This is a genomic window from Geobacter sp. DSM 9736 (assembly GCF_900187405.1).
In the GTDB taxonomy this organism is placed as follows: domain Bacteria; phylum Desulfobacterota; class Desulfuromonadia; order Geobacterales; family Geobacteraceae; genus DSM-9736.
This window is the reverse complement of the sequence record NZ_LT896716.1, coordinates 2387276-2402817: the sequence shown is the minus strand read 5'-3', so window position 1 is coordinate 2402817 and position 15542 is coordinate 2387276. Positions and strand designations below refer to the sequence as shown.

The following is a 15542-nucleotide window of genomic DNA, read 5'->3' as shown; positions in this document are numbered from 1 at the left end:
TTGTCGTTACCAGCCTAAACCCACGACCTGCCTTAGAATCAGAAAAACATCTTCAACGATGATGATGCCGTCCGGCTGCGGTACTCCGTTCACCAGGGGGGCAAAATCGAAGCTGCCAATCTCGTCCGGTCCTGGAGTCGCGAGGCCGAGGGAGTAGCGAAGAGCCCGAATTGCGTCGCTCACGCTGACCGTAGAGTTTCCGTCAAGATCGGGAATCACCGCATAGGTGACGTTCCGTTGCACTGTGGTAGTGTTGGCGGCCTGGTCGGTTGCATTTACCGTGAACGGATAGGCCTTCTGAACAGGGAGAGTCACAGTCTGGGCGAATGCTCCTCCCTCTGATACTGACGGAGTATATGTCTGGCCATTTATCGTAACAGTGACTGTGATACCGTCTGCTCCGGCATTATCGCTCACGGTTCCCGCAATGGTGATGTCGCCGCTGCTGACTCCCAGTGTTGGCGAAGAGACGGTCAGTTCCGGGGCGGCAATATCTTCGAACGCTACCGATACCTGCCGCTGCCTCGATGTTGCCACTGTGCAGGTATTGCCGCTCGTGGTGTCGCAGCCGCTCCAGGAGGAGAAGGAAAACCCCGCCGCCGCCGCGGCAGTCAGTGTCACCTCGCCTATGAGCTCATACGGTTCAGAGCAGTCGCTGCCGCAGGAGATTCCACCATCTCCGCTCGTTACGGTGCCTGTTCCTGCTGATTTTGTGACCGACAAAGTGTAGGGGCCGCCGATAAGGCGGAGAACTGCAATATCGTCCGTAGCCCCCGAGGAGGTGCCGGCGACTATGATTCTGCCGTCGTTCTGGACGTGTAGCGCATTGCCGTAGTCGTCGCCACCGATATCGTAAGTCGCTAATCCGCTTGCGCCGAAGGTCTCATCGAGCGAGCCGTCAGTGTCGAGCCGGAGGAGAAGCAGATCGATTTCACCCTCATTGTCTTTGTACCCTGTGAGAAAGATTTTTCCGTCCGGCTGAAAGGCCATTCCGTTGCCCCAATCACCCCGGCTGCTGTCGGATGTGAATATTCCTCCTGTGCCAAAGGTGGCATCGAGCCCCCCGTCCGGCATAAAGCGCATGGCGAGCAGGTCGTTCTGGTTTGTAATGGTATTGTATGTATATCCAGTTACTACGATCTTCCCGTCAGTCTGGACGGCTGCAGCCATGGCGAAATCGCTTTCCCCCCTGTCGATAGTTACGATTCCATCCGTGCCGAAGGAGGGATCGAGGGAGCCGTCGCCGAGAACCTGGAGGAGCAGCACTTTTGCGGATGAGGAACCGGTGACGAGGATCTTGCCGCCGGGGAGGAGCGAGAGGGCATAGCCTGCGTAGTCATTTCCAAGGTCGATGTCTGGATCGTCGAAGGGGGCAACTCCGCCGGTTCCGAAGGTTCCGTCGGGAGTGCCGTCACTGTTGTAGCGCATGAGCAGCGTTATAGTTCCCATAAAGTTGGTGGCTGAGCCGGCAACGATTATTTTCCCGTCTGGCTGCACTGTCACGGCGTAACCGGTGTCATCCCTGCCTGAATCGTAACTTGTAACACCAGCGGTGCCGAAACCCGCATCGGGGGTGCCGTCGGGGTTATATCGCATGAGCAGAAGATCGTGATCTGGCCAGAGGCCTTTCTGTCCTGCGACTACAATCTTGCCATCCTGCTGAATTGCGATGCCTAACACTTTATCTGTTCCGCCACCGTCGTAGGTCACTATCCCATCGGTTCCGAACTCCGGATCGAGAACTCCCTCCGTGGTGTAGCGGAGGATAAGCACGTCGCCCATTCGTTCTCCCGCAACAACAGTCTTCCCGTCCGGTTGAGTAGTCACTGCGTAAGCGGAGTCTATTGTAGGAACTGCCGCATCGTAAACTGCTATGCCGTCTGAGTCGAAAGCATTGTCTCGGACTCCGCCAGTGGTGCATCGGATGACGAGCTGGTTGGAGGCGGCGCCGTTCTGAATGGAACCTGCGCCAACGATCTTTCCGTCACTCTGCAATGCGAGACCGAAAATGTAGTCGTTGTTGCCGCTGTTGTAGGTCATTATCCCGGCGCTTCCAAACCCGGGGTCCGGCGCACCGATGGCATTGAATCTCGCTATTACCAAGTCGTCATTGGTACCGTTGTTCGACGAACCTGAGACTACAATCTTCCCGTCCCCCTGTATCCGGACAGCACTGGCATAGTCGGCTCCACCGCTGTCGTACACCCTGGCGCCACCGGCGCCGAACCCGCCGTCGAGGGTTCCGTCGGTGTCATACCTCAGAATAACGAAATCTACTACCCCAGGACCATGGGAATAGCCTGCTACGACGACCTTCCCAGCAGCATCGACAACCATGGCTGCCGAGTAATCATCCACTAACGGCCCACCATCATAGGGTACGAAGGAAGTCTCGAATGCCCCGGCCGTGTCGAACCTGACGACGAAAATATCGTACGTCGCACCCATCTTGTGCCCGGCAACAACTATTTTCCCGTCCGGCAGCAAGGAAACGGCAGTCCCATAATCAAAGCTGCTGAAGCTGTCGTATATGGCGGCGCCGCTCATGGCAAAACCCTCGTCGAGCGTTCCATCGGTGTTGTAGCGGAGAAGAAGGACGTCAAAATTGTTTGAGCCCCAGGGGTCACCGGCGTCACCGGCGATCAGTATTTTCCCGTCCGGTTGTATGGCCAACGCCTTGCCGTGCATCGACCAGAGCGCTTCCCCATATGTTGCCGATCCTTCTGTTCCAAAAGTCGTATCGAGCGCTCCAGCGTCGGTATATCTAAGGACGATGACACGATCGTCACCCGCTATGTTGCTGGTCCCTGTCAGGACAATTTTGCCGTCCGCCTGGAACGCCACAGCATAGGCATAATCCTCATCGCCGCCATCGTAGGTCGTCGCCCCTTCATTGCCGAAGGTGTCGTCCAGAGTGCCATCGCTGTTGTATCTCGTGACAAGGATGTCGTGGTCGGCACCGTTGTGAGCGTATCCGACGACGACCATCTTGCCGTCAGCTTGCAGCGCAACACCGGCTCCGTAATCGGTGACCTCCGCTTCGCCACGGTAGATGCTTTTCCCTGTCGAGTTGAACGTTGTGTCCAGAGCGCCGGGGGCGGCAACTGCCGTCGAGATCAGCAACGATTGAATCAGGAGGAGCACTCCTCCGAGCCGAACACTTTTCCTCATAGCCCTCACCTTTTCCGAATCTTCGAATAATCCGATAACAGGAATTATTTAGCGTAACGGCAGATGTTGGCGAATCTTGAGCAGAAAGTGCGCAAATGTTGAACTACGGGAAGTTGGAGGGTTTTAGTAAGAGTGGTGATATAACCAGAAATGAGGCACATGTTGCGCCAAGCACCCTAGGTGCAAACACAGCACGAGCACAGAATGGCAGGAGTCGGCCTTTGATCTCAGGCATCGTGGTGCTTAATGACTGCTACTATGGTTGATTTGCAGGAATAATTCAGTAACTTCTGTTCTCACACATCCATTGCGTTGTAACAGTTTGGCCATTATTTTTGCTAATGTCATTATATTTTGTAACTACAACTTCACAGGGAGCCCATGTCACTTGCTCTACGTGAGCTTTTTGCTGATTGCCAGTAGCACATCCACATAACGCCAAAAATGCCATAAACAAAAATATTTTCATTGCTTTTCTCCCATTGTTCTGTTGTTGTCGGGTAGGAAAGGGGGCTGGTTATGCCAGAAATCATCCATTACTGTCAGTACTAAATTATTATACTGTCATAACGGCAGTTGCGAGAAAATCTTGAGAGAAAAAATAAAGAAATGAAAATTGCTGGGGTAGGGGAGGTGTAGCGCCGGGGAGAGGGACTCCCCGGCTGTGGTTGCACATTACTTGCTGGAGCGTTTCCGCTTGGTGGGATCCAGCTCCTTTTTCCTCAGGCGTATCGACTGGGGTGTTACTTCGACAAGCTCATCGTCGTCGATAAACTCCAGTGCCTGTTCGAGTGTCAGAATTCGCGGCGGCGTAAGCTTTATCGCATCGTCTGAGCCGGACGCGCGGACGTTGGTGAGCTTCTTACCCTTGCAGGGGTTGACATCCAGGTCGTTGTCCTTGGCGTGCTGGCCGATGATCATCCCGCCGTAGACTTCGGTTCCCGGCGCCACGAAGAGGATTCCCCGCGGCTGGAGGGCGTCCAGGGAGTATGCCGTGGTTTCCCCCGCATCCATCACGATGAGCACTCCGTTTTTCCGTCCAGGGATGTCACCTCTGTAGGGTGCGTAGTCGTGGAAGACGTGGGTCATGACGGCGGTGCCGCGTGTCTCGGTGAGGAGTTCCCCCCTGAGGCCTATGAGCCCCCGGGCCGGAATTATGAACTCCAGCCGGATCGTGTCGCCCATCGGCTGCATGGCCGTCATCTCCCCCTTGCGTGGGCCCATCTTCTCGATGATCGCTCCCTGGAACTCCGCGGGGACGTCCACCACCAGGTACTCCATCGGCTCCATCTTCTTTCCGTCTATGTCCCGCATGATGACTTCGGGCTTGGAGACGGCCATCTCGAAGCCTTCCCGCCGCATGTTCTCTATGAGGATGGAAAGGTGCAGTTCGCCGCGCCCCGAGACCTTGAAGGTATCGGAATTTCCCGTTTCCTCAACCCGGAGGCTGACGTTGGTACGCAGCTCCTTGGTGAGCCGGTCACGGATGTTCCGTGAGGTTACCCATTTCCCCTCTCGTCCGGCGAAGGGGGAGGTGTTCACCATGAAGTTCATGGAGATGGTGGGCTCGTCTATGGAGACATAGGGTAGTCCTATGGGGTTTTCAGCCGAAGCGAAGGTCTCTCCGATGCCGACTTCGTCGAAGCCGGCGATGGTGACGATGTCGCCGGTGCAAGCCTCCGGCACCTCAACCTGTTTTAGACCCTCGTAACCCAGGAGCTTGGAGATGCGTCCCTTCACGACTGTCCCGTCTTTCCTGACCAGCGCTATGTGCTCGCCTGCCGTGACCTTGCCGTTGAAAATCTTGCCGGTGGCGATACGGCCGATGTAGTCGTTGTAGTCGATGTGGGTAACCAGCATCTGGAGGGGTGCGGCAGGGTCTCCCGCCGGGGGGTGGACATTGCTCTCCACCACTGCGAAGAGAGGCTCCATGCTGGTGGATTCGCTCTTCAGATCGAGCTTGGCGAAACCCAGTTTGGCGGAGGTGTAGACGATGGGGAAGTCCAGCTGCTCATCTGTTGCATTGAGCTCCACGAACAGGTCGAAGACCATGTTCACGACCTCGTCCGGGCGCGCGCCGGGCCGGTCGATCTTGTTGATGACGACGATGGGCTTGAGCCCCAGGTCCAGCGACTTCTTCAGGACGAAGCGGGTCTGGGGCATCGGACCGTCCAGGGCATCCACCAGCAGCAGCACCGAGTCCACCATCTTCAGAACCCGCTCCACTTCCCCACCGAAATCGGCATGGCCGGGGGTGTCGACGATATTTATCTTGTAGCGCCCGTGGTGTACCGAAAGGTTTTTTGCGAGGATGGTGATGCCTCGCTCCTTCTCCAGGTCATTGCTGTCCATGACCCGCTCGGTGATGACCTCGTTTTCACGAAAGACCCCCGCGTGCTTGAGCATGGCGTCCACAAGAGTGGTCTTGCCATGATCGACGTGGGCGATGATGGCGATGTTGCGAATTCGTTCCTGCATGTTCGGCTCCCGTTGTTTCTGTGTTGAAACAAAAATAAAAGACGGGCAGCAGCCCGTCTTGAAAAACGTCACATAATGACAGAAACCCATTCCTTATTTCAAGTCAATTCTGTCTCCTGTGCGTGCTGCCGCGACCCGTCCACTATTACGAGGAAATAGTTTGGTACACTGCTGAGAAATCCGCATCACCTAATCCTGCGAGTTTGGCTTTCTTGAATGATTCGTTTGCCGACGCCGCATTGTGGAGAGGTTGATCGAGCGAGTCTCCAAGAGCTATTGCGAGCCGCAGGTCCTTCTGCATATGCTTCAGCGGGAAGGCCGGGCTGAACTCGCCTTTGCCGATCAGTTCCCCTTTCAGGGCGAACATCGGATTCGCAACGGCTCCCGCTCCAAGGACATCGAGAATGTCGCGATGCGCAAGCCCTGCTTTCTCTCCCAGGGCGAGACCTTCGCAGAAAATCCCCATCATGCCGCCCATGATCATGTTGACGACCAGTTTCATGGCCGCGCCATTGCCTACCTCGCCAAGGTGCAGCGCTTTTTTTCCCATCACCCGAAATGCGGGCTCTGCTTCTGTAAAGAGGGAGCGGTCTCCTGCGGCGAGAATGACAAGAGTTCCCTCCTCAGCCGGTTTTTTGCTTCCGGAGACCGGGGCTTCAAGATAGCGCCCTCCTCTGGCTTTGACGGCCGCGGCTATTCTACGGGCAGTGGAGGGATCCACCGTCGACATGTCCACGTAACCCCGCCCCTCGCCCATTCCGTCCAGTACACCGTATTTCCCGAAACAGACTGTTTCGGCTGCGGCCGGATCGGCAAGCATGGCGAAAGTGATGGGACAGGACTCCACCACGGCTTGAGGGGTTTCGGCAAGGACGGCTCCGCTTGCCGCCAAAGGTGCAGCTTTCTCCAAAGAACGGTTCCATACCGTAACGGAGAAGCCTGCCTTCAGGAGATTTGCGGCCATGGCCTGCCCCATGATTCCGAGGCCGATAAACCCGAATTTCTGCATGAAGCCTCCTTTTCGGGTCCGGCGCAGCCGGATCCGTGTTCAGTTCTGTTATTCTACCATGCCATGCTGAGACAGGCTGACCCTGCGCCATTTGCGAACGGAGTTGATGAGGAAGATGTCCTCGGCGGCGCGAAGTTCCTCCACTGCTACCGGCTTTTCCCTGATTGCTTGCGACGCGAGCAGTTCCTCCCTGAAGGTGCCGGGCAGGAGTCCCGCCTGCAGGGGCGGTGTGACGAGCTTTCCGTGAAGCTTCACCACCACGTTGCTTGATGTGGCTTCCGTTAACTCGCCACGTTCGTTGATGAAGACGACATCGGTGCAGCCGGAATGACGGGCCATCTCTTCGGTATATCGGGGTCGGTGGGTCGTTTTATGGTAGAGGAACGGGTCATGTGAATCGACCGGCTTTGCGGCGAGAGCTATCAGGGGGAGGGTGTTCTCCTCTCCCCGGGCCAGGGGTTCGATGGTTATGGAGAAGGTTCCGTTGCGTGAAAGAAGCAGGCGGACCCGGTTTCTGCCCCGCAGCGGGCGAGCGCGCAGGTTGAGCGTGTCGAGCACGTTGCCGAGTCGAAGGGTGAATCCGAAGTAGGAGGCTGAGCGATAAAGCCTTGCCATGTGGCGCTCCAGCAGGAAAAAACCTGCATTTTCCTCATACAGGAGCGTCTCTATGAGCTGGAACTCGGGACGGGGAGCACGGGCGAAGCGGCACTTAAGTATGGATTCTTCATATTCGGACGCCGCGGAGGATTCCCACGTTATGCCGCTTCCGGTCCCCAATTCCCCCGTCCCGGATGTGGCGTCGATGACGGCGGTGCGGATGGCAACGCTAAAAAGAGCGTCTCCATTCGGTGAAAGGTATCCGATGCAGCCGGTGTATATCCCACGGATATCCGGCTCCAGCTCCCGAATGATCTCCATGACCCTGCGTTTGGGTGCCCCGGTTACGGACCCGCAGGGGAAGAGCGCCCGGAAGATCTGAACCAGCCCCGTCTGCGGCGTGATACGGGAAGTGATGGTGGAAGTCATCTGGTGAAGAGTGTCCAGTGTTTCGATCTGAAAGAGAGCGGGCACCCTTACTGAACCCGCTGTCGAAATCCGTCCCATATCGTTACGCAGCAGGTCCACGATCATCAGGTTTTCGGCCCGCTCCTTGCCGCTGTTTTTCAGGTCGTTCCGTATCTGCTCGTCCTCTGCATGCCACCGGCCTCGCGGCGCTGTGCCTTTCATGGGGCACGCGGTCAGAGCCCCCTGGCGAAGATCGAAGAAGAGCTCCGGTGATGCGGAGAGTATCTGGAATGGGCCTGCATCGATATAAGCGCAGAAGGAGGCTCGCTGCGCACGGCACATGTCCCGGTAGAGCGAAAATGGGTTTCCTTCGAACCGGAACCTGTGCCGGAGCGTGAAATTTACCTGATAGCAGTCTCCCTCGGCGATATATCTCCTGATCGTCTCGACGGCACGGCAGTATTCTTCCTCCGTGAGTGAAGGTGTCCAGGCGCTTGTGCGGTAGTCGTCGGCCGGGGAGTCGGGGAGTTCGGTTCTCGTAGTAGCGTAGCGGCGCTCGTAGAGGGCAAACCACAGGAGGGGGAAGCCTGCCGGCTCGTGGGTGGTCAGCACCTGCCCCAGGGCTGCTCCCGCCTCGTAAGACAGGAAACCGACGGCATGCAGGCCGGAAGCTACGGCATGCTCCACACGTTCGAGGGCGGGCAGGACCTCATCCGGCTTCAGAGCTGCCACCACATCCCTGAAGCCGGCAAAGCCGAAAGATTTCGGATACCGGTTGTCGCTGAAGGATTCGAGTGCGATCCGCGGCTCGAATATCATATGCGGTTCACTCTGCATTCCCCAGAGACGGGGCAGGTGATGCAGGTGCTGCTCCTGGTACCATCGCACCCTTCGGATATACCGAGGTGGCAGAGGGGGAAGTCGTATTTTACCGGGTCTTCCGGGTCGAGAGCGCGAAGGGCCGCTGTGATTTCCTGGGCCATTTTCCAGTCGGCCTGTTTCCTGCCGGTCAGGCCGAGGAGCCGTGCTATGCGGCTTATGTGAGCATCCACAGGAATGACGAGCTGTGCAGGCGAAACACCCTTCCAGATTCCCAGATCTATGCCGTCCTCCGGGCGCACCATCCAGCGAAGCAGCATGCAGAGCCGCTTGCAGGCACTTCCGGAGGCGGGAGAAGGGAAGAGGAAAGGAAAGGCCGAGTCGGCCGGAATGGTATGTGAGCCGAAAACCGGCTGATAGTTGAAGCCGAGCACTGCTTCGGTAAACCTGATGAGGGCGGGGGTGATGTCCTTTGCTTCCGGATCGTGAAATCCGAGGAAATATTCACCGATCGTGTCGGCTTCCTCTATCATGGTGCGGGCAGCGTAGAGCAGGGCGCACAGGTCGCGTCCGTCGTTGAAGCGGTGCTTGAACCCCTCGAATCGTTTCAGTCCGTCCTCCGGCTCGAACGTCTCCACGTACCTGCGGGGAGAAGCTCCCATGCGGCCGAAGACGGTATCCAGATTTCGGAGAATGATCTTGACGTTGCCGTAGGCAAAGCTGGCGGAGACGAGGCCGGCTATTTCCCTGTCTTCCTGAGAGGCGTACCGATGGCAGAAAGAAAGAGGGTCGTTTGCCAGGTGCCTCTGTGACCGGTCGGCGTAGAGGGTGTCGAGAAGGGCTTTCAGCTGCACGATGACGTTCCTTGCTTCATGGACAACGACGAGGGGTGTGGTAGATTAGCATAGGGAGCGCCTGCACTCAACGTGAAAAGGGGGTCGTCTCATGAAGCTTGCGGAACTTTTTCCTGAGGGTGGTAAAGGTGTGATAGCCACCGCGGATGGGGACGGTTCGGTCAATACCGCGATCTACGCTCGTCCTCACCTTGTCGACGACGATACTCTCGCATGGGGGATGACCGACAGCCGCAGCTACGCCAATCTCAGCGCCAATCCCCGCGCATCATATCTCTACCTAGCGCCGGGGAACGGCTACAGCGGCTGGAGGCTCAGTCTTGAGCTGAAGGAAATACGTCATGATGGAGAACTGCTGAAGGAAATAAAGGAGAATACGGCCCGCATAGTCGACCCGACTGCGGGGGCGGCGGTGAAGCATGTGGGGTATTTCAGGGTCATCGAGGTGCGGCCGCTGGTATAGAAGCAGGTCAAGGTTAAGGTTGAGGTTAAAGTCCCAAACGGGTTTCCTGAACCTCAAACTCAACCTTGACCTGATTTTTTGGGGCTTTCCAGAATGAATGTGACGGGCCCGTCGTTGATCAGGCTTACCTTCATGTCGGCCTGGAATATTCCTGTCGCCACCGGAAGCCCGGTCTCCTCGATCCTTGTGACGAAGTATTCGTAGAGCCGGTTCGCTTCTTCCGGTGGAGCGGCGGAATCGAAGGAGGGGCGCCTTCCCTTGCTGCAGTTTCCGGCCAGGGTGAACTGGGAGACGGCGAGGATTCCAGCCCCCACGTCCAGGGCCGAAAGGTTCATTTTCCCAGCCTGGTCTTCGAAAATTCTGAGGTTGACGATCTTCTCCGCCATCCACTCCGCATCAGCCGTCCCGTCACCCTTCTCAACTCCGAGGAGTACGAGTATTCCCTCCCTGATTTCCCCGACCGTCTTCCCCTCGACTTCCACGGAGGACCGGAGGACCCTCTGGATGACGGCCTTCACGGAAAAACGCTCCGGAATGCGTCTTCGTAGGCACGAAAAACGTCAGGGCTGAACGCCACGAATACCACCCTCTTCAGTTCCTGGTATTTATCGATGGCTGACTTCGCTTCTTCCATTGCGATGAGGCATGCCTGGTCCAGCGGGTAGGCGTAGACTCCGGCGCTGATTGCCGGAAAGGCTATCGAGGAGATGGCGCTCTGGTGGGCGACTTCGAACGAGCGGCGGTAGGCGCTGCGCAGCAATTCCGGCTCCCCCCGGGTCCCGCCGTGCCACACCGGCCCGACGGTATGTATGACGTACCGGGAGGGGAGCCTGTACCCCCGGGTGAGTTTCGCGTCGCCGGTGGCGCATCCGTCGAGGGTGCGGCATTCCGCCAGCAACCCGGGTCCCGCCCCCCGGTGTATTGCGCCATCCACTCCTCCTCCGCCGAGAAGCGAGTTGTTGGCGGCATTGACAATTGCGTCAACGGCGAGGGTTGTGATATCCCCCTGGATGATCTCGATCTTTTCCTTCATGGAAAAGCACCTCCAGCGAACGAAGCAGGTCTCCCTGTTATCTGATCAGGTCCCGCAGAGTCTTCAGGTTGATGACGTCCATCTCGTCGTTATCCCCCTTGGGTGTTTCGAGAAACTTGGGCACCGTCGCGAAGCGTTGATCGTTCATGAGGAGGCGAAACGGTGTGAGGCCGAGTGCCCCTTTCCCGATGTGCTCGTGCCGGTCCACACGGGAGCTGAGCCCTTTCTTCGTATCGTTCAGGTGGAATGCCTGGAGACGTGACAGGCCGATGATACGGTCGAATTCCTCGAAGGTGCGGTGATAACCGTCTTCTGTGCCGATGTCGTAGCCGGCGGCAAAGATGTGGCAGGTATCTACGCATACGCCGAAGCGGTCCGGGTAGGCGGAGCCGGAAATGATGCTCTGCAGCTGCTCGAATGTATGGCCGATGCTCGACCCTTGCCCGGCGGTGGTTTCCAGTAGGATCGCCCCTGCATATTCGGGAACCGATTCGATGAGTAGGTCGAACGCTTCGCAGATTCTGCGTATGCCGGCAGCCTCTCCGTCACCCTGGTGCGCTCCGGGGTGCATGATGATCTTTCCGATGCCTAGCCGCGCGCAGCGCCGCATTTCCTCCATGAAAGCGGACAGGCTTTTGTCCCGCAGTTCTCCCGGCGGGGATGCGAGATTGATGAGGTAGATGTCATGGCTCGCGACGTCGAGAAGCCCAGATTGCCGCCACTTTTCCCTGAACAGCGCCGCGTCGGCATCGCTTACAGCCTTGCCCTGCCACCTGCTGGTGTTCTGGGTGAAGATCTGGATGACTCCGCAGCCGACGGCGGTGCCGCGCTCCGGCGCGTTGTATATCCCTCCTGCTATCGACATGTGAGCGCCGAGATGATCCATTACATCCTCTTTGGTCGTGATTCAGAGCTAGATTTCGATTTCCCCCGAGAAGACTTCAACCGCTGGCCCGGTCATGTAGAGATAGCCATCGGCGGACCATTCGAGCTCAAGATCCCCACCCGAGAGGTGGTTGAGTATCTTTTTCTCGGTCAGGCCGTTCAATGAGCCGGCCACGCATACCGCGCTGGCGCCGGTGCCGCAGGCGAGGGTTTCTCCCGCACCCCGCTCCCAGGTCCGCTGGCGGACCTCCGTGCGGGAGATAATCTGCACGAATTCAACGTTGGTCCGGCGCGGGAACATCTCGTGGTTCTCGATAAGTGGCCCGTATTTCTCCACCTGGAATTTCTCCACGTCGTCGACAAATATCACGCAATGGGGATTCCCCATGGAAACGCAGGTAATATGGAACGTCGTATGGAGGATGTTGAGGGGCTCGTTGACGACCCGGTTTTCACCATCGCCCGTCATCGGTATCTCCGCCCTGGTCAGTCGCGGCTTCCCCATGTTGACACGGACTCTCTCGACCTTGTTTCTGGCGTCGGTGAAGAGCTGGAGCGTGAGGATTCCGGCTCCGGTCTCGGCGGTGATCTCCTTCTTCGAAACGATGCCGTGATCGTAAGCATACTTAGCAACGCAGCGAATACCGTTGCCGCACATTTCCGATTCGGAGCCGTCCGAGTTGAACATCCGCATCCGTACATCGGCTTTGTCGGAGGGCATGATCAGGATCAGGCCGTCCGATCCTATGCCGAAGTTGCGGTTGGATACCTTTATCGCGGTGTTGCACGGGTCCGGTACCTGTTCTGCAAAACAGTTGACGTAGACGTAGTCGTTGCCGGCACCATGCATCTTCGTGAATTTCATCTTCGAGCTCTCCTTCAGTGCTGTAATTTCAGGTAAAAAGTGTAGCATTAATAACAGAAAAGCCGAACCTCAACAACTAAAAACCCGGAGTTCTTGACCGTATTACCGGTTTTGCGTAAGATGCGGAACCTGCATGAAAGGCGGAGGTGATCATGGAGCTGAAGACCAAGATATGGATGACGGGCGACCTTGAATGGTACGCGTATATAGGTGAAGAAGAGATGTTCCTGGGGAAGCGGGAAGTGCCGATTCCTCTGGAAGAGGGTGACCGGTGGGTAAACGAGTTCGGTGATGTGTTTCAGATCATTGATGCTACTATAGTGCACGTCGGGCGCACGGAAGTGCCAGAAAAACACTGGTGACGCTCCGGTGATTTCCACACAACGTTCTAGTAGAAACTCCTGGCCTTTTTCTTAAAATTCTTGACACAGGTTTGCCACCATTATACGATTTTCAATCTTCATAATGCGAGGTGAACCATGAGACTTTCTACCAAGAGCCGTTATGGTGTGCGGGCGCTCTTCGACATAGCATACAACTCCGCCCATCACCCGACCCAGATCCAGGACATATCCCGGCGGCAGAAGATATCGCCCCGCTATCTGGAGCAGATATTCCAGAGCCTGAAGCGCAAAGGCATTCTCAAGAGCAAGCGCGGCCCCCAGGGGGGGTATATCCTTGCGAGGAAGCCCGAGGAGATAACCATCAAGGACATCATTCAGGCGACCGAAGGGGACATGCTTCTCGTCGATTGCACTCCCGGCACGAAGAAAAAAAAGACGGAGTGCCTCTTCGATGGCGCATGCGTCACCCAGACTGTCTGGCAGGAAGCAAGTGCAAAGCTGAACGAGCTTTTTTCGGGCATTACCCTGAAAGATCTGTGCGAGAAGGGGCAGGCCCTCGGGGTGAAGCGAGAGCAGGATCACCGTTTCGTGTACTACATCTGATCCGGTTGTAGTGAAAGAAGGTCTTTGTTCTGTGATACCGGCTACGGTGCCGGCACCTTAAACGGCAGAGGTAATACTATGCCTGCTGCGGCCACTTCATGCATTCTGGACCGGATCGGCGACACGCCGCTCGTCCGCCTCGATTCCCTGGAAGAAGCCCACGGGGCGGCCCTTTACGCTAAGGTCGAGGCACTCAATCCAGGGGGTAGCGTCAAGGCGCGTATCTGTCTTGCCATGATCGAGGCAGCCGAGAAAGCGGGAAAGCTCAAGCCGGGCGATACGGTAGTCGAGCCGACCAGCGGTAATACCGGCATTGGCCTCGCCATGGTATGCGCGTGCAGGGGGTATCGGCTCATACTGACAATGCCGGACATGATGACGGCTGAACGTCGCCGGCTTCTCATGGCTTTCGGAGCGGAGCTGGTGGTGACTCCTGCGGTGCAGGGGATGCGGGGGGCGGTCCAGAAGGCCGAGGAGCTTGCGCAGGCTCATGGTTACCACATTCCACAACAGTTCAGCAACCCCGCCAATCCTGAAGTGCACCGGGAGACGACAGGCCCCGAAATCATATCCGCTATGGAAGGATTGAGCATCGACGGTTTCGTGGCGGGTGTCGGTACGGGGGGGACGATCACCGGCGTCGGGCAGGTGTTGCGGCAGCATAATCCGGCAATACGGATCGCGGCTGTGGAGCCGGCCGATTCGCCGGTACTTTCAGGAGGAGACCCGGGCCCCCATAAGATACAGGGTATCGGCGCCGGCTTTGTTCCCGAGGTTCTCGACACGAAAGTTTACGACGAAGTGATTCGCGTCAGCAACGACGCAGCCTTTGCGGGCACCAAGCTTCTTTCCATGAAGGTGGGGCTGTTGGTGGGCATATCTTCGGGGGCGGCTTTCGTCGCTTCCCTGCAGCTTGCGAAAAAGCTCGGGAAGGGGAAGAACGTGGTGGTCATGCTGCCGGACACGGGGGAGAGATATCTGTCGGCCGGGGTATTCGACTGAAATGGTAACATTAAGTGGTAAACTGAAAATCGCTCCGTAAGGGGCGATTTTCGTATGTGGAGGAATGAATATGGAGCCGGTGCGGGAAAAATACGAAACGCTGCTACGGATACTTTCGGAATTTGATTCGCTGGTGGTAGCGTTTTCGGGAGGGGTCGACTCGACCTTCCTTCTGAGGGTGGCCAGGGACGTTCTGGGGGAGCGTGTCTGCGCCGTTACCGCGACGTCTCCGACCTATCCGGAAGCCGAATTCCGGGGGGCAGTCGAGCTTGCGCAATCAATGGGGGTAAGGCAGATCGTCGTGGAGTCGAACGAGCTGGAGATTCCCGGTTTTTCCGGCAATCCCAAGGACCGCTGTTACCACTGCAAGAAGGAGCTCTTTCAGATCTGTGCCGACAAAGCTGCTGAGGCCGGTTTTACAGTCATCGCCGACGGGAGCAATGTTGACGACTTGGGAGACTACAGGCCGGGAAGGACTGCAGCGGCAGAGCTGGCGGTGAGGAGCCCATTGCTGGAGGCGGGGCTGACGAAGCAGGATATCCGTATCCTGAGCCGGGAGCTGGGGCTTCCGACGTGGAACAAGCAGCCCTTCGCCTGCCTTGCCAGCCGTTTCCCGTATGGAACCGAAATCACCGCCGAGCGCCTCCACATGGTAGGGCGGTGCGAGGATTTTCTGCGTGAGGAGGGATTCGCCGTGTACCGGGTCCGCTTTCATGGCGACACTGCCCGTATCGAACTGGCGCAAGATGAGATGCCGCGTCTCCTCGATCCAGAGTTCCGCAGAAGGCTTCTCGAATTCTTCAAGGATGCCGGCTTCGTGTATGTGGCGCTGGATCTGCAGGGGTATCGGACGGGGAGCATGAACGAGGCCTGAAGAAGCGGCGGCGTCCATATTCCCGCCATCTCGGCCCCGTCCTCGGTCGCCCCCTTGTGCAGCGTAGCGCTGCTACGCTTCCGCGGAGGCGCCCTCCGGGTGGACCGATCTGACGGAAATCTGAACGCCGCAGAGTT

General features: G+C 57.4%; 14 protein-coding genes. 5 read left to right on the top strand and 9 right to left on the bottom strand.

Annotated elements, in window-relative coordinates:
- Nucleotides 1–6 precede the first annotated feature (6 nt).
- The 5 genes from CFB04_RS10920 to CFB04_RS10900 form a co-directional block, all read right to left on the bottom strand.
- Nucleotides 7–3171, bottom strand: a complete 3165-nt coding sequence (locus CFB04_RS10920; protein ID WP_088535299.1) for a hypothetical protein — start codon at nt 3169–3171, stop codon at nt 7–9.
- A 675-nt stretch (nt 3172–3846) separates the two neighbouring features.
- Nucleotides 3847–5649, bottom strand: coding sequence for a translational GTPase TypA (gene typA, locus CFB04_RS10915; RefSeq protein WP_088535298.1), 1803 nt, complete (start codon nt 5647–5649; stop codon nt 3847–3849).
- 145 nt (nt 5650–5794) lie between these two features.
- On the bottom strand, nt 5795–6658 hold the full coding sequence (locus tag CFB04_RS10910; RefSeq protein ID WP_088535297.1) for an NAD(P)-dependent oxidoreductase: 864 nt from the start codon (nt 6656–6658) through the stop codon (nt 5795–5797).
- Nucleotides 6659–6706: 48 nt separating this feature from the next.
- The gene (gene pabB / locus CFB04_RS10905; RefSeq protein ID WP_088536791.1) at nt 6707–8482 is read right to left on the bottom strand and encodes an aminodeoxychorismate synthase component I; all 1776 of its coding nucleotides are present in this window, start codon (nt 8480–8482) and stop codon (nt 6707–6709) included.
- Nucleotides 8479–9336 carry a TIGR02757 family protein gene (locus CFB04_RS10900; RefSeq protein WP_088535296.1) on the bottom strand — a complete coding sequence of 286 codons (858 nt, stop codon included), beginning with the start codon at nt 9334–9336 and terminating at the stop codon, nt 8479–8481. Before CFB04_RS10900 ends, pabB begins: the two co-directional genes overlap by 4 nt.
- Nucleotides 9337–9427: 91 nt before the next feature.
- On the opposite strand from CFB04_RS10900, the gene CFB04_RS10895 reads away from it, so the two are divergent.
- The gene (locus tag CFB04_RS10895; protein WP_088535295.1) at nt 9428–9799 is read left to right on the top strand and encodes a pyridoxamine 5'-phosphate oxidase family protein; all 372 of its coding nucleotides are present in this window, start codon (nt 9428–9430) and stop codon (nt 9797–9799) included.
- Between the two features lie 59 nt (nt 9800–9858).
- Here CFB04_RS10895 and dtd read toward each other — a convergent pair whose 3' ends face one another.
- The 4 genes from dtd to dapF are packed head-to-tail and all read right to left on the bottom strand — an operon-like array spanning nt 9859 to nt 12582.
- A complete protein-coding gene (dtd, locus tag CFB04_RS10890) occupies nt 9859–10317 on the bottom strand; it encodes a D-aminoacyl-tRNA deacylase (protein WP_088535294.1) in 459 nt (152 codons plus the stop codon).
- Nucleotides 10314–10832 (bottom strand): O-acetyl-ADP-ribose deacetylase, encoded by a 519-nt coding sequence (locus CFB04_RS10885; RefSeq protein ID WP_088535293.1) that lies wholly within the window; start codon nt 10830–10832, stop codon nt 10314–10316. Before CFB04_RS10885 ends, dtd begins: the two co-directional genes overlap by 4 nt.
- A gap of 37 nt (nt 10833–10869) precedes the next feature.
- Entirely contained in the window at nt 10870–11718 is an 849-nt protein-coding gene (locus CFB04_RS10880; protein ID WP_088535292.1) for a deoxyribonuclease IV, read from the bottom strand.
- Between the two features lie 27 nt (nt 11719–11745).
- Nucleotides 11746–12582, bottom strand: a complete 837-nt coding sequence (gene dapF / locus CFB04_RS10875) for a diaminopimelate epimerase (protein WP_088535291.1) — start codon at nt 12580–12582, stop codon at nt 11746–11748.
- 152 nt (nt 12583–12734) lie between these two features.
- Between dapF and CFB04_RS10870 the strand changes: the two genes are divergently transcribed.
- From CFB04_RS10870 to larE, 4 genes are all read left to right on the top strand, one after another.
- Nucleotides 12735–12944 (top strand): hypothetical protein, encoded by a 210-nt coding sequence (locus tag CFB04_RS10870; RefSeq protein ID WP_088535290.1) that lies wholly within the window; start codon nt 12735–12737, stop codon nt 12942–12944.
- A 117-nt stretch (nt 12945–13061) separates the two neighbouring features.
- The gene (locus tag CFB04_RS10865) at nt 13062–13529 is read left to right on the top strand and encodes an Rrf2 family transcriptional regulator (RefSeq protein WP_088535289.1); all 468 of its coding nucleotides are present in this window, start codon (nt 13062–13064) and stop codon (nt 13527–13529) included.
- 78 nt (nt 13530–13607) lie between these two features.
- Nucleotides 13608–14531 (top strand): cysteine synthase A, encoded by a 924-nt coding sequence (gene cysK, locus CFB04_RS10860; RefSeq protein WP_088535288.1) that lies wholly within the window; start codon nt 13608–13610, stop codon nt 14529–14531.
- Nucleotides 14532–14601: 70 nt separating this feature from the next.
- Nucleotides 14602–15405 carry an ATP-dependent sacrificial sulfur transferase LarE gene (gene larE, locus CFB04_RS10855; RefSeq protein ID WP_088535287.1) on the top strand — a complete coding sequence of 268 codons (804 nt, stop codon included), beginning with the start codon at nt 14602–14604 and terminating at the stop codon, nt 15403–15405.
- Nucleotides 15406–15542: the final 137 nt, after the last annotated feature.